23 protein-coding genes and 1 pseudogene are annotated in these 23508 nt (G+C 50.7%); 7 read left to right on the top strand and 17 right to left on the bottom strand.

Annotation, left to right across the window (positions count from 1 at the left end):
• Window positions 1-99 precede the first annotated feature (99 nt).
• Entirely contained in the window at window positions 100-990 is an 891-nt protein-coding gene (locus AB8818_RS08565; protein ID WP_163330517.1) for an oxidoreductase, read from the top strand.
• A 53-nt stretch (window positions 991-1043) separates the two neighbouring features.
• On the opposite strand, the gene AB8818_RS08560 is transcribed toward AB8818_RS08565, so the two are convergent.
• The 4 genes and pseudogenes from AB8818_RS08560 to AB8818_RS08545 all read right to left on the bottom strand — a co-directional run bounded on the left by AB8818_RS08560 (window position 1044) and on the right by AB8818_RS08545 (window position 3280).
• Window positions 1044-1478 carry a hypothetical protein gene (locus tag AB8818_RS08560; protein WP_192983310.1) on the bottom strand — a complete coding sequence of 145 codons (435 nt, stop codon included), beginning with the start codon at window positions 1476-1478 and terminating at the stop codon, window positions 1044-1046.
• Entirely contained in the window at window positions 1475-1831 is a 357-nt protein-coding gene (locus tag AB8818_RS08555; RefSeq protein WP_192983308.1) for a tlde1 domain-containing protein, read from the bottom strand. The genes AB8818_RS08560 and AB8818_RS08555 overlap by 4 nt, the downstream gene beginning before the upstream one ends.
• 16 nt (window positions 1832-1847) lie before the next feature.
• Window positions 1848-2030 (bottom strand): annotated as a pseudogene (locus AB8818_RS08550) (type VI secretion system tube protein Hcp); the annotation flags it as partial.
• A 455-nt stretch (window positions 2031-2485) separates the two neighbouring features.
• A complete protein-coding gene (locus AB8818_RS08545) occupies window positions 2486-3280 on the bottom strand; it encodes a helix-turn-helix transcriptional regulator (protein ID WP_192983305.1) in 795 nt (264 codons plus the stop codon).
• 76 nt (window positions 3281-3356) lie between these two features.
• On the opposite strand from AB8818_RS08545, the gene AB8818_RS08540 reads away from it, so the two are divergent.
• The 4 genes from AB8818_RS08540 (at window position 3357) to AB8818_RS08525 (ending at window position 7568) form a co-directional block, all read left to right on the top strand.
• Window positions 3357-5333 (top strand): FUSC family protein, encoded by a 1977-nt coding sequence (locus AB8818_RS08540; RefSeq protein ID WP_192983303.1) that lies wholly within the window; start codon window positions 3357-3359, stop codon window positions 5331-5333.
• A complete protein-coding gene (locus AB8818_RS08535; RefSeq protein WP_192983300.1) occupies window positions 5326-5541 on the top strand; it encodes a DUF1656 domain-containing protein in 216 nt (71 codons plus the stop codon). The genes AB8818_RS08540 and AB8818_RS08535 overlap by 8 nt, the downstream gene beginning before the upstream one ends.
• Window positions 5538-6401 carry an HlyD family secretion protein gene (locus tag AB8818_RS08530; RefSeq protein ID WP_192983298.1) on the top strand — a complete coding sequence of 288 codons (864 nt, stop codon included), beginning with the start codon at window positions 5538-5540 and terminating at the stop codon, window positions 6399-6401. The genes AB8818_RS08535 and AB8818_RS08530 overlap by 4 nt, the downstream gene beginning before the upstream one ends.
• A 399-nt stretch (window positions 6402-6800) precedes the next feature.
• Complete coding sequence (locus AB8818_RS08525) at window positions 6801-7568, top strand: hypothetical protein (protein WP_192983295.1); 768 nt, start codon at window positions 6801-6803, stop codon at window positions 7566-7568.
• A gap of 343 nt (window positions 7569-7911) precedes the next feature.
• Here the strand turns inward: AB8818_RS08525 and AB8818_RS08520 are convergent, their stop codons facing one another.
• Window positions 7912-11031 (bottom strand): hypothetical protein, encoded by a 3120-nt coding sequence (locus AB8818_RS08520; protein ID WP_192983293.1) that lies wholly within the window; start codon window positions 11029-11031, stop codon window positions 7912-7914.
• A gap of 538 nt (window positions 11032-11569) precedes the next feature.
• Between AB8818_RS08520 and AB8818_RS08515 the strand changes: the two genes are divergently transcribed.
• A complete protein-coding gene (locus AB8818_RS08515) occupies window positions 11570-12193 on the top strand; it encodes a DUF2971 domain-containing protein (RefSeq protein WP_192983291.1) in 624 nt (207 codons plus the stop codon).
• A 370-nt stretch (window positions 12194-12563) separates the two neighbouring features.
• Here AB8818_RS08515 and AB8818_RS08510 read toward each other — a convergent pair whose 3' ends face one another.
• The 3 genes from AB8818_RS08510 to AB8818_RS08500 all read right to left on the bottom strand — a co-directional run bounded on the left by AB8818_RS08510 (window position 12564) and on the right by AB8818_RS08500 (window position 15253).
• Complete coding sequence (locus tag AB8818_RS08510; protein ID WP_316387317.1) at window positions 12564-13208, bottom strand: hypothetical protein; 645 nt, start codon at window positions 13206-13208, stop codon at window positions 12564-12566.
• A 419-nt stretch (window positions 13209-13627) separates the two neighbouring features.
• Window positions 13628-14083, bottom strand: a complete 456-nt coding sequence (locus tag AB8818_RS08505) for a hypothetical protein (RefSeq protein WP_192984047.1) — start codon at window positions 14081-14083, stop codon at window positions 13628-13630.
• Window positions 14084-14368: 285 nt separating this feature from the next.
• The gene (locus tag AB8818_RS08500; protein ID WP_192984046.1) at window positions 14369-15253 is read right to left on the bottom strand and encodes a LysR family transcriptional regulator; all 885 of its coding nucleotides are present in this window, start codon (window positions 15251-15253) and stop codon (window positions 14369-14371) included.
• 120 nt (window positions 15254-15373) lie between these two features.
• Here AB8818_RS08500 and gstA point away from each other — a divergent pair, with 120 nt between their 5' ends.
• Window positions 15374-15979, top strand: a complete 606-nt coding sequence (gene gstA, locus AB8818_RS08495) for a glutathione transferase GstA (protein ID WP_116341333.1) — start codon at window positions 15374-15376, stop codon at window positions 15977-15979.
• Here gstA and AB8818_RS08490 read toward each other — a convergent pair.
• The 9 genes from AB8818_RS08490 to AB8818_RS08450 all read right to left on the bottom strand — a co-directional run bounded on the left by AB8818_RS08490 (window position 15973) and on the right by AB8818_RS08450 (window position 23420).
• Entirely contained in the window at window positions 15973-16986 is a 1014-nt protein-coding gene (locus AB8818_RS08490; protein ID WP_116341331.1) for a C45 family peptidase, read from the bottom strand. The genes gstA and AB8818_RS08490 overlap by 7 nt on opposite strands.
• 21 nt (window positions 16987-17007) lie before the next feature.
• Window positions 17008-17730 carry a glutamine ABC transporter ATP-binding protein GlnQ gene (glnQ, locus tag AB8818_RS08485; protein WP_126797013.1) on the bottom strand — a complete coding sequence of 241 codons (723 nt, stop codon included), beginning with the start codon at window positions 17728-17730 and terminating at the stop codon, window positions 17008-17010.
• A gap of 2 nt (window positions 17731-17732) precedes the next feature.
• Window positions 17733-18389 (bottom strand): glutamine ABC transporter permease GlnP, encoded by a 657-nt coding sequence (glnP, locus tag AB8818_RS08480; RefSeq protein ID WP_116341329.1) that lies wholly within the window; start codon window positions 18387-18389, stop codon window positions 17733-17735.
• 51 nt (window positions 18390-18440) lie between these two features.
• On the bottom strand, window positions 18441-19193 hold the full coding sequence (glnH, locus tag AB8818_RS08475) for a glutamine ABC transporter substrate-binding protein GlnH (RefSeq protein ID WP_192984060.1): 753 nt from the start codon (window positions 19191-19193) through the stop codon (window positions 18441-18443).
• Between the two features lie 125 nt (window positions 19194-19318).
• A complete protein-coding gene (locus AB8818_RS08470; protein WP_192984044.1) occupies window positions 19319-19873 on the bottom strand; it encodes a carboxymuconolactone decarboxylase family protein in 555 nt (184 codons plus the stop codon).
• The gene (locus AB8818_RS08465) at window positions 19870-21198 is read right to left on the bottom strand and encodes an aspartate aminotransferase family protein (RefSeq protein ID WP_116341325.1); all 1329 of its coding nucleotides are present in this window, start codon (window positions 21196-21198) and stop codon (window positions 19870-19872) included. Before AB8818_RS08465 ends, AB8818_RS08470 begins: the two co-directional genes overlap by 4 nt.
• A 128-nt stretch (window positions 21199-21326) precedes the next feature.
• A complete protein-coding gene (locus AB8818_RS08460; protein ID WP_116341323.1) occupies window positions 21327-22184 on the bottom strand; it encodes a MurR/RpiR family transcriptional regulator in 858 nt (285 codons plus the stop codon).
• Window positions 22185-22337: 153 nt separating this feature from the next.
• Complete coding sequence (locus tag AB8818_RS08455; RefSeq protein ID WP_116341321.1) at window positions 22338-22814, bottom strand: GNAT family N-acetyltransferase; 477 nt, start codon at window positions 22812-22814, stop codon at window positions 22338-22340.
• 15 nt (window positions 22815-22829) lie between these two features.
• Complete coding sequence (locus AB8818_RS08450) at window positions 22830-23420, bottom strand: hypothetical protein (protein WP_192984042.1); 591 nt, start codon at window positions 23418-23420, stop codon at window positions 22830-22832.
• Window positions 23421-23508 lie beyond the last annotated feature (88 nt).

Genomic DNA, 23508 nt, shown 5'->3' with positions numbered 1-23508 from the left:
ACTCCGTTGTCTGTGAATGTTGAGTATAGACAACGGGTGTGGCGCGTACGTCTCAGGGTGGTATAACTGATAGCAGGCTTAGCAAAAGGGGAGTGACTTATGTCTGACCATCCAACCATTGCGCTGATTGGTCCCGGTGCGATTGGCACCACCATTGCCGCTGTGTTGCATGACGCGGGCCGCACGCCGCTGCTGTGCGGACGCACCGCACATCCGGAATTACGTCTGCGCCACGACGAGGGTGAAACCGTGGTGCCCGGCCCGGTATTAACCGATCCGGCCGACATTACGCGCCCCGTCGATCTCGTTTTCGTGGCGGTAAAAACGACGCAAAATGCCGACAGCGCAGGATGGCTGCGGGCTCTGTGTGATGAAAACACCGTGGTCTGCGCGCTGCAAAACGGCGTGGAGCAAAAAGCCCAGCTTGAGCCGTGGGTTAACGGCGCAGCGGTGCTGCCGTCGGTAGTCTGGTTCCCGGCGCAGCGCGAGCCGGATGCCTCCGTCTGGCTGCGGGCGAAGCCGCGTCTGACGCTGCCGGACGTGCCGCAGGCGCAGCGGGTGGTGGAGGCGCTTCGCGATACGCGCTGCGCGGTTGAACTCTCGGCAGATTTCGCTACCGTCGCCTGGCGCAAGCTGCTACAAAACGCGGTCGCCGGGCTGATGGTGCTGGCCAACCGCCGCGCAGGGATGTTCAGGCGCGAGGATATCAGCGAGCTTGCGCTGGCCTATCTGCGCGAGGGGCTTGCCGTCGCCCGCGCCGAGGGGGCAAAGCTGGATGATGCGGTGGCGCAGGAGATTCTGGCGAACTTCCAGCGTGCGCCTGAGGATCTGGGCACGTCGATCCTTGCCGACCGTCAGGCCGATCGCCCGATGGAGTGGGATATCCGCAACGGCGTGATCCAGCGCTACGGCCGCAAGCACGGGATTGCGGTGCCCATCAGCGACGTGGTGGTGCCGCTGCTGGCGGCGGGGAGCGATGGGCCGGGGTGAGCCAGGGTCTGGAGTGAAGGAAAGACCCGGCCGTTGTGCGCCGGGTAGCGTCTCTACTTAGCCTGACGGGCTTTCTCTGCTTTCAACTCTTCCATGGTTGCCTCCAGGATCCAGAGGCACTGAGCACCTTCAAACGTCTCCAACAGCGCCTGGCGGGTACGCTGATAAAACGCGTCGATTTCGGCGGGTGATTTCTCTAAAGGCGGCGTGCAGACGATATCGCTGCCTACCATGTGCGGCCATTTTCCGGCATCAAGGATGCGGAGCGCTTTCAGCGTGGCGTTGGTGTTTGTGGTGAGCGCTGCGGCTAAGGCATCTTCTAACTGCTTTGCCTGGTTCTCGTCAGCAACGGCAGCAAGCTTTGGGGCTTGCTCAATCCGGTGTGCATCACCTGAGGCAATTCCCTTCACTGCTGAAGACCAGTCACTAACGTCAGCTATTGCCGGGGCTGTAAAAGCACATATCAGCAGTACGATCGGGTATTTCATCGCACTACCTCAAGCACGCCGCCGTCGCGAAGAATCTTACGTCTCGTTGAAGGTGAGAGAATGATGCACCCCTCGGATGCAAACCCCGCGGGGCCATACTTGTGGTCACCATGAATGCGGAATTCTGAGCGACCAAAACTTTCGCCTGAGGTTTGCTCAAGAATGATGGTTATCGGTCCTTTAGAATTCGAATGACCTGCGATTTTATACGTCCCGCGAGGTAGTGGCCCCAGTCCTTTCACATGCTGACGGTCCGGGTTGTTTTTATTCGTAAGAGCACCGGAATATCCGATCTCAATTAATTTACCGTCTTTATACATCTTGCCGGTCGACTGCTCATACTTCCATCCCATAACGTTCTCCTTATTCAAAAGAGTAGGGGGAATGGACGCGAAGACTTGTCGCCTTACCGGTATGTTTGTCCGTGGGCTGCATTATGCCGTGGTTCAGTGCGATTATCTCGATACTTCCATCACGACCATGTATATCGACAGAGCCTTTGATGTCGGCACCGCCGTCATCTTTGAGCCATAAATAAGCGGGAATAGCCATTTGTTTAAAACTCCATTTAAGGAAAACCTGAAAAAACCTTTTAGTTTAATTTGTTATGTAACCAGGGTAACGCTAGTGCTTACAAAATGGTCCGTCAATTTTTATATGGTATGGATATAAAACGATCTTCGTTTTCGTTGATGAAAATTAAGAAATAATGGGATCTTACGGTTTGGATCTGGATAAAGTGTTAATGATTAATATCGTGGTTTAACTTAAAATTTGATTAAGTGAATAATGATTGCAAATTTAATAAATAGTTGATCTGTTCTCAGGGGTACATTAATTTGACGATTTATGAGGTGATGAATAGCTCTTGTTAGCTCGTCAGAATACCCGCCAGCCCGTAGCAACAGGCCTGGAAACGATTAAAACAGCAAAGCAGAAAATATTTTCCTGGTGTTTAAATGGCCGCAATAAGCGCGGAGGAATCCTGGCTCAGATCGTACCCCGCCCTAACGGCCGCTGTTTTTCCGTTCGGCAAAGTAGTGGGCGGGCGTGCTGCCCATCGCTTTACGGAACATGGTGATAAACGCATTCACGGATTCGTACCCAAGCGTTGTCGCCACGTTCTGGACGGGCACGCCGCTGGCCAGCTCCCGCAGGGCAATAATCAAATGCAGCTGCTGGCGCCATCGCCCGAAGCTCAGCCCGGTCTCGCGCTGCATCAGGCGGGCAAACGAGCGCTCGCTGAGGGCAAGCCGTATTGCCCACTCCTTCAGAGTGCTTCTGTCCTCCGGGCGGCTGACCAGCGCGTCGGCCATGGCGCGAATTTTCGGGTCGGTTGAGACCGGCAGGCTCAGCTTCTGCTGTGGCATGCTGGCGAGCTCGTCAAGCGTGACTCTGGTCAGCCTGGCGACGTGGCTGTCGGGAGGATAATCCACGCCTTCGCGCGTAAGACGATCGACCAGCTCCTTAATCAACGGCGAGATCGCCAGGGTGCAGCATCTCTCCGGCAGCGCCGCCGCGCCGGGCTCAATAAACAGATAGTTGAGATGCGCGTTCCAGGTCGCTTTGGCGCTGTGCGGGATCCCGCCGGGGATCCAGACGGCGCAGTCCGGCGGCACGATCCAGATGTCATTCTCCGCGTAACAGCTGACCGCACCGTATCGGGTAATAATCAGCTGGCCCTTGCGGTGGGTATGTACCGGCACTTCTGCGGCGTAATCCACGAAGTCCAGATGACGCGCCACGGCAGGGGAGGCGGTGGCGTCAGGGTCATACAGCGTATGAGCGAGTTGAGGTTTCACGATTCTGGCAACATTTAGGTATTTTTTGACAGAATAGAGTATTTAAGGGCGTCTGTAAGCCGGTAATAATCCCGGCATGAAAAACATCTTCTCTCATCCCGTGCGCCTGCCTGACGCGTTGCGAAACGACGCGGGCGCGCTGATCTACGCCGCGAAGAGCTTTGCCGCGGCGATGCTGGCTTATTACATTGCGCTCTCGATAGGCCTCGAACGTCCCTCGTGGGCAATTATTACGGTTTACATCGTGTCACAGACGTCAGTTGGGGCATCGCTGAGCCGAAGCCTCTACCGGCTGGCCGGTACCGTGGCGGGGGCCAGCGCAACCGTGCTGATTGTGCCCACCTTCGCGAATACGCCAGTCCTGTGTAGCGTGGTGCTGACGGGTTGGATCACGTTCTGCCTGTGGCTCTCCCTGCTGGAGCGCACGCCCCGGGCGTACGCCTTTGTGCTGGCCGGCTATACCGCGAGCCTGATTGGTTTTCCCGCGGTGTCCGATCCCGGCGGCATTTTTAACGTCGCCATTGTCCGCGTGCAGGAGATCGCTATCGGGATTTTCTGCGCGGCGCTGATTCACCGCTACGTGCTGCCCGCGCGCGTCTCGGGGCTGTTCAACGGGAAATTATCCCAGACGCTACAGGCCGCGCGCCGGCGGGTGGCTGATACCTTATCAGGTAAACCCGATGCGGCTTCCGCCCCTCTGCATCTGGCCCTGGCGCTGCAGTTCCTGCAGGGCATAAGCCACCATATTCCGTATGATTTTGCCCTTTCAGCTCCGGTGCGGCAGGCCAGAAAGGCGATCCACGATCGGCTGGCTCGGCTGGTTATCGTCAACTGTGAACTTCACGATCGCCTGCCAGCGATCGGAACCCTGCCCGCCGACGTGCAGGTATTGCTGGGCGACGTTCAGGCCTGGCTTGCCGTTGAAGGCGCCAGCAGCACGGCAGAGGCGCTGCGGCTCCGCTGTGCGCTTCTCGTCGAACGGTATGCCGCGCAGGCGCAGACCTTTGACGACGCGTTGCAGGTCAGTTTTATTCGCTACCTCTCGGAGGCCATCGCTCTTCTGCAGCAGTGCGAACGTCTTTCCGGGGCCATCCGCCATGCCAAACCCGTCGTTGGGGAGAGGCAAACCCGCGCGGCGAAAGGCTACGTTTTTCACCGGGATCCTCTGACCGCAGCCCGCACGGCGCTGGGGGCTTTCGCTATCATCCTGAGCGGCTGTCTGGTCTGGATCTTCTCAGCGTGGCCGGATGGCGGTACGGCGGTGTCTATCCTGGGGGTCTGCTGCACGCTGTTCGGCAGCTTCGACACTCCGGCGCCCCACATCGTGAAATACATCGTTGGCTCGTTCTGGGGCGTGGTCATTAGCCTGTTCTACAGCTTTGCGCTGCTGCCGCTGGTGAGCGATTTCCCGGTGCTGGTGGCGGTGCTTGCCCCGGCGTATCTGCTGGCCGGGTCGCTTCAGGCGCGTCCGCCCACCACGTTTATGGCGATGGGTATTACCCTGACGCTGCCCATTCTGTGCGAGCTGGGGGCGCACTACAGCGGAGATTTTGCCGTTGCGGCCAACACCGCCATCGCGCTCTTTGCCGCCACCGGCTATGCCGTCATCAGCATGAGCCTGCTGCAAACCGTGCAGGCGGATGGTGCCATCACGCGACTGCTGAACCTGTGCCAGCGCGACATTCGCCGCAGCGTGAAGGGCACGCTGCGGGTTGATGAAACGCACTGGATCAACCTGATGATGGACCGAACCGCCCTGTTGCTGCCGCGTTTACAGCGCAGCGAGTGCGCGCCAGAGCAGGCGCTCGGTCGGCTGCTGCACGCGCTGCGCCTGGGGCTGTCGGTCATGCATTTGCGCCGCAGCGACACACCGCCCGACAGGGAGGTTGCCGCGCTTTTTCATCGGATAAATGTCGCGGACCGCCACGCCTTACGCGAGCGCATCGCCACCCTTATCGAACGCCATCTGCCTGCGGCAGATGAACATACGCGCCAGTTTGTCTTCAGGCTGGTGGATCTGCACTGTGCATTACGGGGGCCGGACCATGGTTAACGATCTCAATATCGGCGGCGTTTTTATTCCGGGGCTGCTGACGGTCGCCCTCGCGGCGCTGGTCTGCACGCTGGGCCTCGTCGTGCTTTTCTCTCTCAGCAGGCTCTACCGGCGCTTGCCGTTTCGCCCGCTGATGGATGTTTCCACCTGGATTGTCACCTTTTTCCTGCTGATGCAGGGCCTGACTGCGTTGGGGTTATTGTCATGAAATCACTGCTTTCTTTACTGGCTCGCTATGCGCTGACGTTAAGCGTCGTCGCGGCGGCCACGCTTCTGGCGTTTCTGATGTGGAAACACTATGCACATACGCCGTGGACCCGCGACGGCCGCGTGCGGGCGGACGTGGTGCAGATAGCGCCGGACGTCTCCGGGCCGGTCATCAGCGTGGCCGTGCGGGACAACCAGTGGGTGAACCGGGGCGATGTGCTCTACACCATCGATCCGCGCTGGCTGAAGCTGGCGGTGGTCAGCGCGCAGGCTGACGTCGAGTCGAAACGCCATGAAATGCTGATGCGCCAGGACGCGGCCCATCGCCGCACGCTGATTAAAAACGCTATTTCGAGCGAGGATTTGCAGCAAACCGGCAGCGCGGCGAACGTCGCGGCGGCCAATTATCACGGCGCGCTGGCCGCGCTGGATCTGGCAGAGCTTAATCTGGCGCACGCCACCGTCCGTGCGCCAGTTTCGGGGTACGTCACGCACCTGCGGCTTCGCCCTGGCGATTATGCGACAGCGGGGGAGACGAAGGTCGCCATCGTCGATGCCCACAGCTTCTGGGTGGTGGGGTACTTTGAAGAGACCAAGCTGCGCCATATCCGCGTCGGGGATGCCGCGCAGGTGGTGCTGATGGGGTACGAGCCGGTCATCACGGGTCACGTGGAGAGCATCGGACATGGGATCGGGGACAGCAACGATGAGACGGGCGGGCTGGGGCTGCCCGACGTCGAGCCCACCTTTAGCTGGGTCCGGCTGGCACAGCGCGTGCCGGTGCGCATTCATATCGACAGGTTGCCGGAGGGGGTTGATCTGGTGGCGGGGCTGTCGGCGAGCGTGGCTGTAGGGGGATAGGGAGGGAAGGTGATAGATGTGAGTATGAATGTCTGTGTTGTGCCAAGAACGGAAGTTGGAGTGCCAGAGGCCCTCTAAAAATGATGGTTCACTTTGCAGGGATACTACACGGTAAGCGTTATCCCGAAGAGTTTAAAATTGAAGCTGTCAAACAGGTTGTTGATCGTGGTCATGCGCTAGCATCTGATTAATCGACGGCAGCAGTTCCGTCTGGTCTGCGATGCAGCTGTCCGGTAGGTGTCCTGTGACGCAAAACAACGGAAGGAGCAGTATGGAAGTGAACGAGGTTATGCTTGTCTTATATTATCTTCCATTTGAACAACATCAACCGGTTGTGTAAGAGTGTTTATGGTTTTATCTTGTTGATTTTGCTTTAATGAAAATGGAGTTGGCGAGATAATGAAAACCTTAAGTGGGAAAGAGTTTAGACAATTATTTAATCGTTATAATATAGGGTTCTATCTAAGTGAGTTTGAATACTTAAAGGCCTTTGATCCTTTGTTTCCTATATGCGTAGGGAAAGAATTAAAGTTGGGTTATAAACGAAAAGTTGATGTATGGTGCGAAGAGGATGCCGCACTATATGCAGAATTTATAGCTAAAAAAGAAAGACTGAAAAGAGACCGGTTAATCCTGAAAGTAAACCAAGTGTGGTCGCGGACATATCCTGCTTATATTTATGCAATTGAAGAAAGAATAAATATCAGGGCAAAGGGTAGAGAGTCATTTAAGAATGAAACTGCGCAAGAAAAACAATGTAAACTTTCCATAATGTTAGATGGTCTGAAAGACCTTGAATGTGAAGTTGCTACGATTGAAAGTGAGTTTGAAATTGAAAAAGCTTCGATGCACTATTTTTATATGATTTCTGATGTTGAACGCTATATAAATGACTGCAGTTACTTTGTTTATTCTGCTGCTGAAGTTGTTAAAGGCGTGATTCAATGCATTGGTTACATTGACAAAAATAACAAAGCAAGTTGCGATGAATTTTATTCAGGCAGCTATGAATGCTTGGATGATGATCAGGAAACTCTGAACTATTTAAATGAATCCTGCGCAGAGGGTACAGATGCTGATAACAATCTCATCAGGGAGAATGAGTTATTGGACCTATCCCTGAAGGAATTGCATCAACTTCTCGTTTCAAATACAAATAACAAGTGATACGGCGAGCGATATGACGAGCCGTGGGACATTCGCACCCGGCAGCACATTGTCTCCGCGATGTCCGCTTCGCTCAAAGCGGACCTTTCTTTCCCACCTGCTTTTTGCTTTGCCCCCTTTCTTCCGTATCTCCTTCGCCCTTGCATACGATTAATCCACCCAGATCCGACTTTAGATTTTTTCGGATCTGCGGAGAAAGAGAAAGACATTATTGCTAGAGAGTCATAAAAATTGACGAATTGTTGCGATTAGGGGATTATTGATATTAATTACAAAATTCAAATTCATTATTAACTATAAAGCAATTTAACAGCGACCCCATAAAGGGTCGCCGTAATTTAGCTCAGCTATGTTCAAACCGCGCCACTAGTGGACCAGTGATTTCCATTTCCATTTCCCAGAGCGTTTTCATCACACCTTCAAGTGGATCGTCGCTACTGCGGTAGAAAGTGTTAAAAAGGGTACCATCCGGGTATCTGAACAGCCTGAGTTCACCAAATGATTCAGCACTGACCATAAGAGAAAATTCCTGTTCGGAATTGATGACAAGGTAAACAAGACAGTTATTGATCCTAAAGGGCAGAGAGCGGATACCTCTGGCTGTCACATCAACATGTATGCTAAACGCGTCATGCCTTTCCGGCTGATAGACCAGTTCCCTCAGTTCTTCGCTAAAGCGGGAACCATAGATCACTAGAATGTAATTATTCTGATCAGCGGACCGTTGCGCAACTTCCATTAACAGCGTTTCGAGGTTTTTGACCTCCATCGTTAATTTAGCCTGTGATTGCCACAGTAAATAATGCAGTCTGTGGAGAATATTTTTCTTCACTTCTGATGCCGATGGGAAATCACCGTATACATTCCGATTAAGTTCTCTGGCAACATAATCTTTGGAAACACCAACAGGAATGTTTCTCACCAGCCAGTTGCGATCACATTCTGAATTTTGAGAAAATGTGAAGTGATTGAGTAGAGTATCTTCAGACAATGCCCCAGGAAGTTCATTTGTCAGACGATTGTCGGTATTTCTGAGACGTTCAAGATCTACTTCGGCAGCAACGATATCTGCCAATTTGCTACGATTGAAGACTTCAATATATTTATCCAGAACATCATTAAAGAAAACTACATTCGTTGCATAATCCGTTTCTGAAATGATATAGCCTTCATAAAGGATTGAAGGATCCCGCTTCAGTCGTTCAAGAATAGAAATTATTCGGACTTTACTGGAATAGGAAAACAACCCTCCCGCCAGAGCTTCATTAACACGCTGTGTAACCTGTTCAGTAGGTTTGGCGAGCTTTATAGCCAGCAAGGAAAACGCTCCGTATAGGCTCCCAACATCCTCATGTACTCCTGTATACGTACGCGAGGAAATGTAAGGCCTTTCATTATAAGAGTTCATAACCTCAATGGTTTCTGATAAACCACTATACCAGTTTGTATTTGTATGAAGATTACAGTGTTCAATTCTCAATATCATATCAATGATATCGACAGAACGTCTGAATGCAGGTGTCAGTGTATCATGAGTGTCTCTTTCTTCATATAATTCAGACATAATGAGATGATTAACAAGGTCGGCTAAGTCTATATTTTCTTGTGGTTCGAAATGCACAATAAGATAGCCCGCCATTAACAGGCGTAAATCAGATAAGGCATTTGCAAATATAATGGATAAAGCCGCATCTTTTTTATATAGGCTCCCCCTGAGTAACATATCCCACTGCGAATCTGTTTCCTCCAGAGACAGGTAATCCGGAGTCAGGAAGAAACTGTGCCAGCGGTACTCTTCCTCCCAGTGCCGTGAAAACCGGCTCTGGTTAAGCCAGAGACAGAGAACGTCATGAGCATATCGCACGGAAGAAGCATTATCGGCAACCACTGACGGGATAAGCAGCCTGGTGGTGTTATGCAGATGATACATCAGACGGTCAGTAGAATCTTCACTACCGGGTTTGCCAATGATCGTGCCCATACTCCAGCCTTCCCACAGGCCGATAAAATCGCGGATAAGCGTCTGGTGAGTCTGCTCTTGGCTGGCCGTGAGGGTGCCCCCCAGTCCCGCTTTCCACTCGTTTAACACATGCCATACCCTGAAAAGCGAAAGTAAAAATTGTCTGAAATCGGTAAAACGAGTACTCTGTGTTTTTCTGTAAACATGTAATGGAATAGCCATAGATTCACGGAAATACTCGCCTGAATATTCTATGGATTTTACGGTTTCACGAACAAATTTCCTCAATTCATAGTGGAATGAATCACTGAATGCATGGCTAAACCCCGATTCTTTTACTTCATCCACATAATTTCTGTCACCCCCGTAATTATAACTTCGCTTAATAGAGGTATAGGTATCCGTTAATCGTTCAACACCTGTCCTGAAGACACTAATGTTTTTATCATTAAGGGCATCGTATGCCTCACCAAAGAAATCAAAAGTAATATCATCCAGATCCCTTTTGTTCTCGGAATGCCCGGTCACAATGCAACGCCGGCATAACCACCGCCATAATCCTGAAACAGGCATGAGACCTTTCGATGACAATAAAGTCAGTTCACCAGAACGAACACCAAAAGAAGGCAAAATGATAATTTCTGCATCTTGTCCATCTGCCGCTTTTAGTCTTCTCAGCAGGAATAAAAGTGGTCTTATATAGATATCTATAACAACATCGTTTTTACTGACATCAAATTTAAAATGCTTCATTTCCTCATCTTCAGATATTGAGTAAGGAAGTATTTTAATACTGCCGAGATAACTCTCACCGATGTTTGCTCCCGGATAACGCAGCCACGCCATAATAAATGCATTTTGAATATAGTCATCCACTATCTGTGACAAAAAATACTTATTCATAAGACGATCACGTTTATTCTCATCCAGAACATTGAGACTGGAGACAAAGAACCAAATAGACAGAAAAATATTGAAAAGCATCCACACAAAAGCTGTAATGGCGAAAGCTGTATTAAGATATCTGTCTCCAAATGATAATGTCATACCGGCTAACACAATAAATGCGGCAAGTGATAGTCCACTCAGACCAGAAAACATATATCCGGAGTGAAGTTGATACGCAGACTGGATATGGATCCTTGCAGATTTCTTTTGAAACAGAACACTTATAAGACCCACGACCAGTGGAAAAACAATACCGATAATAGTCAACTGGCTACCCAGTAAATTAGACATCCATCCTGAAAGTAGGGTAATCCCCTTAAAATGCTGAAGAGCGAACGGATGCAATACAGGGCGAAAGTATTCCACCACGCCAACAGCACCGACTGCAGTGAGCCAAAGGAAAAGCATAGCTCGGATGTAATAGGTGGAGCAGGAAACCAGAACTCTTTCTATCGGGTTCCAGCTGAGTTTTTTGTAATCCCGGTTCGACTTCAGGCTACGGCGCAACTCAGCCCTGACCAGCCATGAGACACTTGTGAGGATTTTTCCAAACATAGATATCCTACATTATTCATAAGAAATTCCATGAATAATAAGCGGTAATGACCATTTTTTCTCAGGAAAATGTATCCCGATGCCCTTCATGCAAGATTCTTCATCCTAATATTCAATTTTGGCTTTTTTCAGATCTGCGGAGAAGAAAAGGGGGATTATTGCCAAAATTTAACAAAACCCAGCAGATTGTTGCGAATAGTGCATTATTGTCTTATTGGATAAAAAATATGTCGATTTTTGCTAAAAATGGTTAAATGTCTCTGAGGGCGAATCAGCTACAAAGCGGCACTCAACATTTTCACCCAGAACGTCCGTCCTGACCTTAGATAGACTGGACCCTTTTAGGCAGCTTTGTGCCAGAGGCGGATGTTGATGGCACAGTGTTACGTTATTCAATAAAGGGTTGTTTTTTCGTGATTTTTTAATAATCATATCTAAGCAATTGAATTTTTTGACAAAAAGAGTGAAAATTATAGGGTGGTCTTATGAGTGCTATTTGTTCTAATAAGTGCAATATTATTACCGTGAGGAAATAATATTGAATAACGGAATGTTACGTAGATATACAAGTATCCCATCGTTACTATGCATATTGACCAATAAACAGCTTACATTGCTTGATCCAGCGACCTGGGACGATAAAAATGATTCACATTACCTGAGCGTATATACACAAAAGAAAAAATTGAAACGGACTTTAGCTTTGTGTTTGTCAGAAAAAAATGAAACCTATCATCACTGGCGTGTTTTCACTCATACGGATAATGGTGTCTGTATTGTATTTGATAGAGATAAGCTAGAAAGCCATCTAAAAAAGAATAAAAATATCATGCATGGACCTGTCAACTACATGCAACTTTCAAAAATGAGGGGAGGGACTACTACTGTAGATGATATGCCATTTTTAAAAAGATATGCATTTTCTGATGAGTCTGAATATAGGATTATTTATCCATCTTCGACTGATATTGCATTTAAACACTTGGATATACCTTTAACAGCTATAAGGAAAATATCTGTTAACCCATGGGCTCCAGATGCATTTTTTAATATTATTAAAGAAACCATTAAAAATATTAATGGCTGTGAAGACATCAAGGTCGGAAAGTCTTCACTAATTGATAATAAAGAATGGCGTAGGATTGGCGATAGTATCATCTAACAAAAGTAAGATATGATCTAACACGAGTACCCATTGTTTATGGCAATGAAAAAGTTTAACGATCTTCCGCCACACGGGTAAAGTTTTTTTATGTTCCAACTTTACCCGCATGGCGGGTGTAAGCTGCATTTGGGGGTATCAAACATGAATAATGGTCATATAGCAGTGGGTTGTGACTTCAGTAGATTATTTGATCAAAAAATTATTTGGCAATAATAAGTATCCCATTGGCTATGTATCATTTCATCGGCGCAAACGGGCTTGTTCAGAACAATTCTTTCCCGGCCCTTTATACCACTGACCGGGATAGGATGTAAAAAATTATTATGTTCATGCAGGGTACACTAGGGAATCATTCACATGCCGTTGTTTATATCTTTCCTGCAAAATTGACGGTATTCCAGAAGACTTTTTCATTAAACATCTTATTAATATCCTGGGTCTCATCCTCACCACAAAAATAACTACTGATAAAATAAATTAGGCTTTTAGGTCTTCTTGAAGAGAAAACAAACTGAGTTTCATGCATAGTCAAATCATATAATTGATTTTCATTATTATTATTTTTTAGATAAAAGTAAAAAGCCATTACATAGTTTGAAATATCTAAGTAAGAATCGCCATCCACCGCATAACGCGTTACAAGCCTAACTGGAATGGAGGCAGAATACTCACCATTCGTAAGGTTTCTAGGGAGGATTTTAGTTAATTTCTTTATGACCTGAGGATCATTCTCATACACTCCCCGCGAATCAATATAATCCCCCTTGTTCCAAAAATTATCTGGGTAAATAATTTCAACTGAAAGTATTTTCTTATTTTCCCCTAGCGCGAAAATTTTACTGACACCTTCTAAATCTTTATCTTTTTCACTGTAGATGATTATCTTCTGATTATTTGAATACGTAGCTTCAACGTAGTCCTGAGCATTCCAAGATAGCCACATGGCAACAAATGAAATAACAAGAGTTAATATCTCTATTGGTTTAAAATTTCCTAAATTAATATTTTTCATTTTTTTCTGGAAGTTAATATAATGGGTTGGCTTGAATAATATATTAACAAATCCTATCTAATGCAATACCAACAACCATCGAAACTTCATAATCATACCCCATTGTGATGGTTAAATAGATCCAATAGATTTTTTGTCAATAAAGAAAGATGATTACACTACTTCTTGTAGAATACTCTGTCGGCGGATCATTTTTATATGGCCTCGCTTATAGCAATGCATATTTTGGATTTTACTACATTCTCCTAGCCTGCTACAGGCTATCAGTACGCCGTTCAGATCGTAGGGTGATCATCGTAGCCGACAATTGTCACCGTTAGTTGTTATGTCCGCTTCTCGCTCTTAGCAGACATTCAACGTTAGCGTAAGGCCGGAACCCTGCTTCTACCCCACAGTATTCCGGCCTCCCGTCATCCGCCTCAGTGCGCCGTGATATACGGCTCCTTCACAAACTCCGCCAGCAGCCAGACCATATCATGCAGCAGCCCGGTGAGTTCTTTCGCCACGCTCACAGGCAATGTCCCGCCCATCACCGCCAGCGTCAACGCCACGGCATAGTCCACCTGCAGCGTTGTCTCCTGCCAGCAGTCCGGTACGCAGGAGGTAATCTTTTCCCCCGCAACCAACTGTTCAACCAGATACGGCGGGAGTTCAGCATCACAGCACTCCCGTAGTCGCTTAAGCGCAGCCAGCAATCGCTTACTGAGCGTAGCAAACGTCACCGCGTCATCAGTTTCCACCAGCACGCTGACATACGCAGTACAGGCATCTGCCAGTTCGAAGAGATCCGCAGAATCGGAAATTGAAGTGTTGATGAGGTGATGAACTGCGCTTTCCTCAGAGAGCGCGTAAGAAAATCCAGGAGTAGTCGCCATTTAGCATCCTCTTTGTCTAAAAAAACGTCATGTTATGCTAACGGGTTCCTACGCCCGGTTACGGATGTGCCGCAACGCAGGCACTTTAGGACCGCAAAGAAAGGATGAAAAGGGATAGCCCTGAATTACATAAGGTTGTTTGCAGATTTGCGAGGCGGCTTCCAAAAGGGCATTGCCGGGTGGCGGCTACGCCTTACCCGGCCAACAAAACCGTCAACCAACCCGCGACACGTAGGCCCGCGCAAGCGCAGCGCCGCCGGGCACAGTTTGCACCGGGGTTACTCCTTACGCAGACCTTTTCATTTTGAGCAACCCTTCTAATAACGTTTGCGTCGCGCGGGAGGATTTGCCCGCCTGCGAACAAACCAGCCCAAATTCCCGGCACAGTGAAGGTGCTACGGGCACGACGCACAAGCCGCGTAATTCACCCGGCAGGGCGGATTCAGGTATAAGTGCGACGCCCATGCCTTCGCGTACCAGCAGGCAGGCGCTGATCCAGTCGCGGACGGTCACGCGCACGTCAGAAAGCTGCAAGCCTGCCTGTTCCATCAGGCTTTTTCCGTTGACGGCACAACCGCCCGTTGCGAGTACGAAGGGCTGGTCTGCCAGTTCCTCAAGGGTGATGCCCCGCGAATGCGCATAGCGAGCCTGACGGTGACTGGCTGGCAACACCGCGACCCACGCATCTTGCCCCAGGATTACATCCGCGTGTCCGGGAACAGGGTTCATGACCACGCCCACATCAACCGTATCTGCCGCCAGCCACTCTTCGACTTCCTGATCCGTCCCTTCGAGTACGACCACCTCGATTTCAGGATGCAGGCGCTTAAAATCCCGCAGCAGTCCGGGCAAAAGCGTGGATGTCACAGAAGGGAAACTGGCAAGACGAATGCGCCCGCCACTCAGCCCACGGCTCTCATCCGCCAGCGCGCGGATGGCGTCCAGTCGCGCCAGCATGCTTCTTGCCTCTTTGACAACCCGCTCACCCAGGGCAGTCACGCCGATGTGGCGCCGCTCTCGCGTAAATACCGCAAATCCTAATGAGGCCTCTAACTGAGCGATCGCCTGGCTGGCGCCCGACTGCGTCATGCCGACCTTTTCAGCAGCACGCGAAATATTACTTGCGTCCGCCACGGCAACCACCAGGCGCCAGTGCAAAAGATTCATCATGGGTATCAGTAGTTCAGCTAATAGTTAATTTATGAATCATTAATTTTACAGTGAGAGCGGCTTTAAGCACAGTGTGGGCAAACCGAATCTTTTTCACTTAGCCGCTTTAACGGAGAGATTATGAAACTCTATTACGCCCCGGACACCTGTTCACTCTCACCCCATATCGTGCTTCGCGAACTGGCGATTGAGTTTGAACTGGTTAAAGTGGACAACAGGAGCAAGCTTACCGCTGACGGGCGCGACTTCCTGACCATCAACCCTAAAGGTTATGTCGCTGCGCTTGAACTGGATGACGGGAAAATACTGACCGAAGGGCCAGCCATTTTGCAGTACCTGGCAGACCTCAAGCCAGAAAGTGGGCTGGCACCGCGAGCAGACAGCTGGGAGCGAGTGCGGCTTCAGGAATGGCTAAACTTTATCACCAGCGAAATACACGCCGGATCGGCACCTCTTTTCAACCGCGTGCTGCCCGAAGAGGTCAAAACTATTTTTCGCGAGAAGCTGTTCAGGCGGTTCGATTTTCTTCAGGAGACGCTCTCCACTAGCGCTTATCTGATGGGAGCGTCATTCAGCGTGGCTGATGCCTATCTTTTCACCGTGCTTGGGTGGGCCAGGTTCTTCGCCATTGAGCTGAGCCCCTGGCCTGCGTTGCTGGCGTACAGGGAAAAAATCAGTGCCCGTCCAGCGGTGCAGGCCGCATTAGGTGCGGAAGCGACTCAGTAAGACTCAAAAGCGGGTTTTTGCCGATCGTGAGTGAATATCTGCCATTTTATTTCCGACGTGCTCAGGGTAAAGACGGCCGTGGCCAGCGTATTCTCTTCATCCGGGTCCTGTGGCGAGAGACGATAAATCGGGAGCGCGGGATCATGCTGGTCTGAAAGAATACCCAGTGCTGCCGCACCATCGAGGTGAGATTGCGTCTTTAGCCAGGCGTTTAGCCGCTGCTGGCGTGACCGGGAGCTGTCAGTGATTACCTGCTCAACCGCATCAAGCTGAGGGTGGATAAGGTGATTAGCATGGGCGAAAACCTCCCGCAGCGGCATAACGGAACAGCCTGTTCCCGTAGACTCCACGCTAAACAGCCGGCTGTCTCCCATTTGTCCCACCGTATGGTGAAATGCACCGGCGCGTGGCTCGGTAGTCAGTATGGAAATGGCTTCATCCAGCGTGGCGGAATTCAGCGCGGCGCGGGCTAATACCTGACGCGGTATGCCGCGTGGACGGTGCAAAGCGCGTATGTTATTCACCGTATTCACCACGCCCTTTTCGTTTACGGCGAAGGTATGTCCGCAAATCGACCCTGGGTAGGCAAAACTGGTAAACGCCAGGCCGTCATCCGGAGTAATGCTGACGATGGCGCAGTCATGCCGAAGCTGCGGGAAACCGTCTTCATTATGCGCGATAATCAGCTCTCCCTCAGCGGTGCTTCCCGCTACCGTGGTACAGCCGTCAGAGGTCGAGCGCACCAGATCGCCGCGGCAATTCCAGGCAAAGACCTCATCAAACGGTGCTTCCAGACCCTCGGCTAATCCCTCCAGTTCCTGCCAGATAAGGGGATACTGAGACTGGACCAGCGAGCGCATGCTCCGGGTCTGTTCTGCGTCTTTCATGGCGGTAACGGTTTGCCACAACGCCGTTTGTGTCAGTTTTGCATGCCAGGCTTCGCGGCCGAACGCGCCAAGCGCCTGACCTACTGCAAAAGCGGAACCACGAATGTCTATTTTTTTCATAGTGTTATCATTCACTTCTGTTCAGGATACGTGTTGCAAAAATTCTTTCAGGCGTGGATTGCGACTGCTATTCAGCAGCATATCAGGTGGACCATCTTCGGCAATGGTGCCGCCATCAATAAAGATTAGCCGCGATGCCACATCGCGGGCGAAGCCGATTTCATGGGTCACAATCACCATGGTCATGCCTTCTTCGGCCAGCGAGCGCATAACTTTCAGTACCTCATGCCGTAATTCGGGGTCCAGCGCTGAGGTCGGCTCATCGAACAGCATCATTTTCGGTTTCACCGCCAGGGCTCTGGCAATGGCCACGCGTTGCTGCTGACCGCCAGAGAGCTCTGATGGGTAGTGGCTGGCGCGTTCGCGTAAGCCAACGCGGTCCAGTAACGCGAGTGCCTGTTCCCGCGCGGCGGCTTTGCTCTGTTTGCGTACGCGAACCGGACCAAACATCACATTCTCCAGCGCCGTCAGATGGGGGAACAGATGGAACTGCTGAAACACCATCCCGGCTTCACGGCGGATATCACACTCGTTAGCGTGAGGATCGGTAAGATGCATTCCCGCTACCAGCAGCGTGCCGGAGGAAATTTCCTCCAGCTTATTAATGCAGCGCAGCAGCGTCGACTTACCCGATCCGGAAGGACCGATGATCACCACCACTTCGCCGGCGTCAATTTTTAAATTGATGTCGTGCAGCACCTGAGTGGCGCCGAAATTTTTCGACACTGCGCTAAACTCAACCATGCTCATAAAATATGGATCCTTTTCTCCAGTTGCTTCAGCAGGAAACTCAGGCACAGCGTCACCAGCAGGTAGATCATTGCCACGGCGGTCCAGACTTCCAGCGCGCGAAAATTACCGGCAATAATTTCTTGCCCCTGACGAGTCAATTCCGCCACACCAATCACAATAAACAGCGAGGTGTCTTTAATACTGATAATCCACTGATTACCTAACGCCGGGATCATACGGCGCAATGCCAGCGGCATTATGACATGCCATAGCGTGCTGCGTTGGGATAATCCCATTGCCAGGCTGGCCTCTCTAAATCCTTTATTAATTGAGAGGATCGCCCCTCGGGTGATTTCTGCAATATAGGCACCCGAGTTAATCACAATGGTCGTAATGGCCGCGGTTACCGGGTCGATATGAATCGGTAGCACCATGGGGAGTGCGAAGTAAATAAACATCACTTGCACCATAATAGGCGTTCCGCGGATTAACTCGACAAAGACTAACGAGACTGTCTTTGATATTTTCCCTCCGAGCGCCCGGCAGGTTCCCGCCAGCAGGCCAATAACAAAACCACCCAATAAACCTGATAGTGAAATAACCAGCGTCAGCTGTAGTCCTTGCAACAACAGCGGCAGGGACTCCCAAATATATTTACTGTCGAAATTCATCATGTTACCCGTTAAGATGCAACGAGGTCGGATCGCTCCGACCTGGCGGGATTATTTTGGCTGTTTAGCAAACCACTTCACGTAAATCTTGCTGTAAGTTCCGTCTGCACGTAACGCCTGCAGCGCTGCGTTGATCTTCGGCGTCAGACTGCTGTTTTTCTGCATCGCAAAGCCGTAGTGCTGCGGCAGAATGCTGTCAGTTTCGCCGGTTGATTTCACTTTTCCATCACCTGCCGTTTTTACGTAATAGAGCACGTTGGGGGAATCATGCACCACGGCGTCAAGGTTACCTGCCTGCAAATCAAGATAGGCGTTATCAATATTCGGGAATTCGACATAATTCGCCTTATATTTGCTTTTCATAAAGCTGGCCGCCGCCGTTCCCTGCTTTAATCCCACTTTCTTTCCTGCTAAATCGCTGAATTTAGTAATGGTATTGTCGCTGCTTTTAACCGCCATTAATAAATCAGCATCATAATAACCGTCGCTGAAATCGACGACCTGTTTACGCGCATCGGTTATCGTAATGCCCGCCATGGCGACATCCAGATTCCGTGATTGCAACCCCGGAATTAGCCCACCGAAGTCCATCGGGCGTAATTCGTAGCTGACATTCATTTTTTTAGCGATGGCATCCCACAAATCAATATCAAAGCCGACGTATTTATCGCCTTGTTTAAATTCAAAGGGGACAAACGCGGTATCAACGCCAACCGTTAATTTATCCTGCGCTTGTGCCACAAAACTGGCGGAGCAAGCGACCAGCGCTAACGTAATTTTTAATTTAGTCAATAATCCGGACATAATAACCCTCGGCGTCAGTGAAGTAGCGTGCATGAATGTCACCCGGCGAAATACATCGGCGGGGTGGGAAAATAAAACGTTGATATGCAGGGCGCACTTTCATGCGCCAAATTTAAAGCGAAAACTTAAGCGGGAATAATCTCATCCCAGGTGTCGGGTACCGGCGTCTGTGCGCCGTTCATAATCATTGAGAGAAAACTGTAATAACCATTGATTCCGATCAGATCCACCACGCCTTTCTCGCCCCACAGCGCGATAGCGTGCTGCCAGGTGGTATCGCTGACCTTCTGCTGTTCATGTAACTCCTTACAAAAGTGATAAACCACCCATTCATCCGGCTGCAGATCCTCTGGAAGACGTTTTTCATTAATCGCCTGCACCGCCGCAGCAGAAATACCCTTCTCGCGCGCTATCGGTGCATGAATCGCCCACTCTACAGGCTGCGACCAGTGCCGCGCGGTCATCAAAATCGCCAGTTCCGACAGGCGCTGTCCCAGCGCGCTGCGATAACGCAGGTATTCTCCCATGCGTTGTGCATGGGCCATCAGCTCTGGGCTGCGCAGCAGCGGCTCGAAAGGGGGCAGCAGCGCACCGCGGGGCCCGTTGATTATCTCTTCGGCCAAAGTACGCTGTTGGTCGTCCCACTCATGCTCCGCCAGCGCCGGTAAACGATTGATCATAATCTGCTCGTCTCTTCGTGAATCACGGTGTTCAGCGTATCCACCACAAAGTCGAGCTGGCCAGGCGTGACAATAAACGGTGGCGCGATCAGGATATGGTCGCCATATTGCCCGTCAATTGTTCCCCCCATTGGATAGACCATCAGCCCACGTGACATACAGTTTGCTTTGATTGCTGCATGCAGCTTCAGGGCTGGATCGAAGGGGGTTTTGCTGGCTTTATCGCGTACCAGCTCAACGCCGGCAAACAAGCCGCGTCCACGCGTATCACCGACGTGCGGTAATTCCCCCAGTACCTCACGCAATGCGTTGTGCAGGTAAGCCCCCTGTTGCTTAACCGCCTGCAGCAAATTATCGCGCGCAATCACCTGCTGCACTGCCAGGGCTGCGGAAGCGGCGGTCGCGTGACAAATGTAGGTGTGCCCGTGCTGGAACAGACCGCTACCGGCCTGCAGGGCTGAGACAATCTTTTCGCTCGCTAATACTGCGCCAATCGGCTGATAGCCGCCTCCCAGCCCCTTCGCGATCGTCACCAAATCCGGCACCACATCATCCTGTTCAAAGGCGTGCAATGTGCCGGTGCGTCCCATGCCACACATGACTTCATCCGCGATATAGAGGATGCCGTATTTATCACACAGGTTGCGTACACCTTTAAGATAGCCCGGGGTAGGCGGGGTGGCGCCAGTGGTGGCCCCCACCACGGTTTCTGCACAGAAACCAATAATGGTGTCGGGACCGGCCTCAATAATGGCCTGCTCCAGCTCGTTGAGCAGACGCGTGGTGTATTGCTGCTGGGTTTCGTCTGCGCGGCGGTCGCGATACTCATTGCAAGCCGAAACGCGGATCACGTCGATCAACAAGGGAGCAAACTGGCGGCGGCGCCATTCGTTGCCTCCCACCGCGAGCGCCCCAAGGGTATTGCCATGATAGCTCTGTTTACGGGCGATAAATTTGGTGCGCGACGGCTGGCCGATCTCAACAAAATACTGACGCGCCAGCTTGAGCGCGGTTTCGACCGCTTCCGAACCGCCCGAAACGAAATAAGCATAGTTAAGATCGCCTGGCGCCGTACGCGTCAACTGTTCAGCAAGCTGTTCAACGGTGTCACTGGTAAAAAAACTGGTATGGGCATAGGCCAGTTGATCGATCTGGCGATGCATCGCAGCCAGCACGTCAGGATGCGCGTGACCTAAACAGGACACGGCGGCGCCACCGCAGGCATCCAGATACTGTTTTCCCTGTGCATCGAAAATGTACGCCCCCTGAGCGCGTACCGCCACGGCGGGCGTGTTGCGTAGACTGCGGTGAATAATATGGCTCATGCTGGTCCTGCTCCTGAATACGCTTTGCTAATGAAGCGCATCTTGCAGGATCCATTTGTATCACGTCAATTTCATTTTTGATTCAAATGCATTCTGTTTTCTTATGCCAGATGCATATGAATCATTTTTCAGGGTTTTCCGGGCACCACATAGGCGCCAGAGTTATTAAGATAGCGTTCAGCATTTTCGATTTTATTCACTGCGTCCCGACCATGGCGCGCGACCAGCATCGCCAGTAAACACTCGGCGAGCCCCATGCCAGACACCACGGAAGGGAAAAACGACGGGCTGTCGATAGAGAACAGCAGCGTGCAGTCGGCGGCCTGTGCTAATGGCGAGACGGGAGAATCCGTGATGGCGACGATTGTCGCGCCCGCCTGCTGAGCCGCGCGCAGGACATCGAGCGACTCACGTGAATAGGGCGCAAAGCTGGTGAGTAACAGGCAATCTTGTGCTGTTAATTCGCGGGTGAATACCTCGATATTGCTCGCCAGCCCATCAATGAGCGAGACTTGCCGATTGAACAGTCGATAGACATAAAACAGCGACCAGGCGATAGGGAAACTGGCCCGGAAACCGCAAATATAGACATTCTCGGCCGCGTCCAGCAGCGATACAGCCTGCTCCATAGCCTGATGGTTTTCATGCTGTGTAAAAGCCAAATTTCTCTGATGCGCCTGAAATACCTCTTCATACAGCTGCGGCTGAGTGCCTTTAGCGATCAGCTTCTCGGCTTTGGAGACATATGTATCATTGCGCAGCCCGAGTTCATCAATGAAAGCGTCCTTGAGTTCACCCCAGCCGTTGTAGCCCAATCGCTGCGCCAACCGCAGCAACGTGGCGGGTTTTACACCTGCTTCACTGGCGAAGGCACGCATTGATAGCACAACCAATTGATTGGTATTCTGTAGCGAGAACTCGGCAGCACGCTGTAATTCTGCAGACAACTCGCTGAATGTACTGACAATATTTTCCCTTGGATTCATAGCAAATAGTCCCGCTCTTTAAGGTTAGCGCTGCTGTCGTTAGCGTACGTTCGATCTTCACAGACCGAACGGGTTCGCGTTGTCCCGGAAACGGATGATGAAAACACAGAGTCAATAAGTCAACGGGGAGCTGAACAGGGATTATCAGCCAGGCTATTTTTCATTCAAATAGATATCAGGCCGCGTAATCGTCCATGCATAGTTTTTTCTGTTTACGGGCTCGTAGCCAAATTTTTCATAGAGCCAGGGTGCAGTCGTGGTAAATAACATGATCCTGCGAAGCTGCTCAAACACAGGGTGATGATGTATGCATTCCATAACCCATCTTCCCAGCCCTTTGCCCTGATGTTCTTCAAGGATATAGACATCGCAAAGGTAGGCGAAGGTAGCATAATCTGTTATCAGACGCGCGAAACCAATCTGGTGTTCATTATGATAAAGGCCAAAGTTAAGACTGTTTTCTATGGAGGCAGAAACAATGTCCAGGTGAATGCCTTTTGCCCAGGTTGACCTCGTCAGATATTGATGTATAGCCTGTACATCAAGCTTTTCTCTGTCTGTACTCACCAGATAGTTATTCTTATAGCATTCGTATTTCTCTGAAACCTGATAGGGTTTTCTATGAAGCATAGCTTCGCTCCTCGCTCATTCCAGCCCTTCAATATTCAACTTAACCACTTTCAGCGTCCTTTTACGGATCCAGCCGCTCCCGGCCCGTATTGCCAGCCAGTAGGCTGCCATTTTGAGTTGAGTACGTTTGTCCGGACAATAGACGAAGGTTTCCGTACAGAGTTCATGTTGACCTGGGGCCAGTTCCGTTACCTGGTAGCGCAGCAGCAATGTCGCGCTACCCGGCGCGGCTGGCGACTGAAAAGCCATGGCGTCCAGTGCGTTTTCCAGACCGAAATTAGTCCGCCAGAATTGTCCTTTTAAGCCATAGCAGAGCTCAGATGCAGAGTTTTTCAACAGGGTAAAACTGTGCAGTCCAAAGTTGCTGATTGAGTCAGCCTGCTGATTACGTAGTAATTTTTGCGGTAATTGCCGTAAAGCCATCAGTCGACGAATCACGGCATCTTGCCGGACGTCAAAGTTTGCAATCAACGGCAGAATATTTTCAGGATGCGCGGTATGAATGACCGCTCGGTGTTTTTCATGAAACTGGAACTGGGGGAGAAAAGCGGGAACATCCTGCCACTGAGCAAGCGCTTTGCGGGTAACGAATCCGGGATTCAGCATTCCTCTTCCTTGTCATCCTTTGAGTCCTGCCAGAGTAACAGATGGTTTGCGGCAGACAATTACCAGGAAAACGTAGTACCGAAGCGTG

The sequence above is a fragment of the Enterobacter sp. KB-280D8 genome, assembly GCF_041399405.1.
In the GTDB taxonomy this organism is placed as follows: domain Bacteria; phylum Pseudomonadota; class Gammaproteobacteria; order Enterobacterales; family Enterobacteriaceae; genus Enterobacter; species Enterobacter cloacae_N.
This window is presented reverse-complemented; position numbering and strand designations above follow the sequence as displayed.

Coding starts and splice junctions, on each gene's coding strand:
- AB8818_RS08565 (WP_163330517.1), top strand. CDS start 100: ATGTCTGACCATCCAACCATTGCGCTGATTGGTCCCGGTGCGATTGGC.
- AB8818_RS08560 (WP_192983310.1), bottom strand. CDS start 1,478: ATGAAATACCCGATCGTACTGCTGATATGTGCTTTTACAGCCCCGGCA.
- AB8818_RS08555 (WP_192983308.1), bottom strand. CDS start 1,831: ATGGGATGGAAGTATGAGCAGTCGACCGGCAAGATGTATAAAGACGGT.
- AB8818_RS08540 (WP_192983303.1), top strand. CDS start 3,357: ATGAAAAACATCTTCTCTCATCCCGTGCGCCTGCCTGACGCGTTGCGA.
- AB8818_RS08535 (WP_192983300.1), top strand. CDS start 5,326: ATGGTTAACGATCTCAATATCGGCGGCGTTTTTATTCCGGGGCTGCTG.
- AB8818_RS08530 (WP_192983298.1), top strand. CDS start 5,538: ATGAAATCACTGCTTTCTTTACTGGCTCGCTATGCGCTGACGTTAAGC.
- AB8818_RS08525 (WP_192983295.1), top strand. CDS start 6,801: ATGAAAACCTTAAGTGGGAAAGAGTTTAGACAATTATTTAATCGTTAT.
- AB8818_RS08520 (WP_192983293.1), bottom strand. CDS start 11,031: ATGTTTGGAAAAATCCTCACAAGTGTCTCATGGCTGGTCAGGGCTGAG.
- AB8818_RS08510 (WP_316387317.1), bottom strand. CDS start 13,208: ATGAAAAATATTAATTTAGGAAATTTTAAACCAATAGAGATATTAACT.
- AB8818_RS08505 (WP_192984047.1), bottom strand. CDS start 14,083: ATGGCGACTACTCCTGGATTTTCTTACGCGCTCTCTGAGGAAAGCGCA.
- AB8818_RS08500 (WP_192984046.1), bottom strand. CDS start 15,253: ATGATGAATCTTTTGCACTGGCGCCTGGTGGTTGCCGTGGCGGACGCA.
- gstA (WP_116341333.1), top strand. CDS start 15,374: ATGAAACTCTATTACGCCCCGGACACCTGTTCACTCTCACCCCATATC.
- AB8818_RS08490 (WP_116341331.1), bottom strand. CDS start 16,986: ATGAAAAAAATAGACATTCGTGGTTCCGCTTTTGCAGTAGGTCAGGCG.
- glnQ (WP_126797013.1), bottom strand. CDS start 17,730: ATGGTTGAGTTTAGCGCAGTGTCGAAAAATTTCGGCGCCACTCAGGTG.
- glnP (WP_116341329.1), bottom strand. CDS start 18,389: ATGAATTTCGACAGTAAATATATTTGGGAGTCCCTGCCGCTGTTGTTG.
- glnH (WP_192984060.1), bottom strand. CDS start 19,193: ATGTCCGGATTATTGACTAAATTAAAAATTACGTTAGCGCTGGTCGCT.
- AB8818_RS08470 (WP_192984044.1), bottom strand. CDS start 19,873: ATGATCAATCGTTTACCGGCGCTGGCGGAGCATGAGTGGGACGACCAA.
- AB8818_RS08465 (WP_116341325.1), bottom strand. CDS start 21,198: ATGAGCCATATTATTCACCGCAGTCTACGCAACACGCCCGCCGTGGCG.
- AB8818_RS08460 (WP_116341323.1), bottom strand. CDS start 22,184: ATGAATCCAAGGGAAAATATTGTCAGTACATTCAGCGAGTTGTCTGCA.
- AB8818_RS08455 (WP_116341321.1), bottom strand. CDS start 22,814: ATGCTTCATAGAAAACCCTATCAGGTTTCAGAGAAATACGAATGCTAT.
- AB8818_RS08450 (WP_192984042.1), bottom strand. CDS start 23,420: ATGCTGAATCCCGGATTCGTTACCCGCAAAGCGCTTGCTCAGTGGCAG.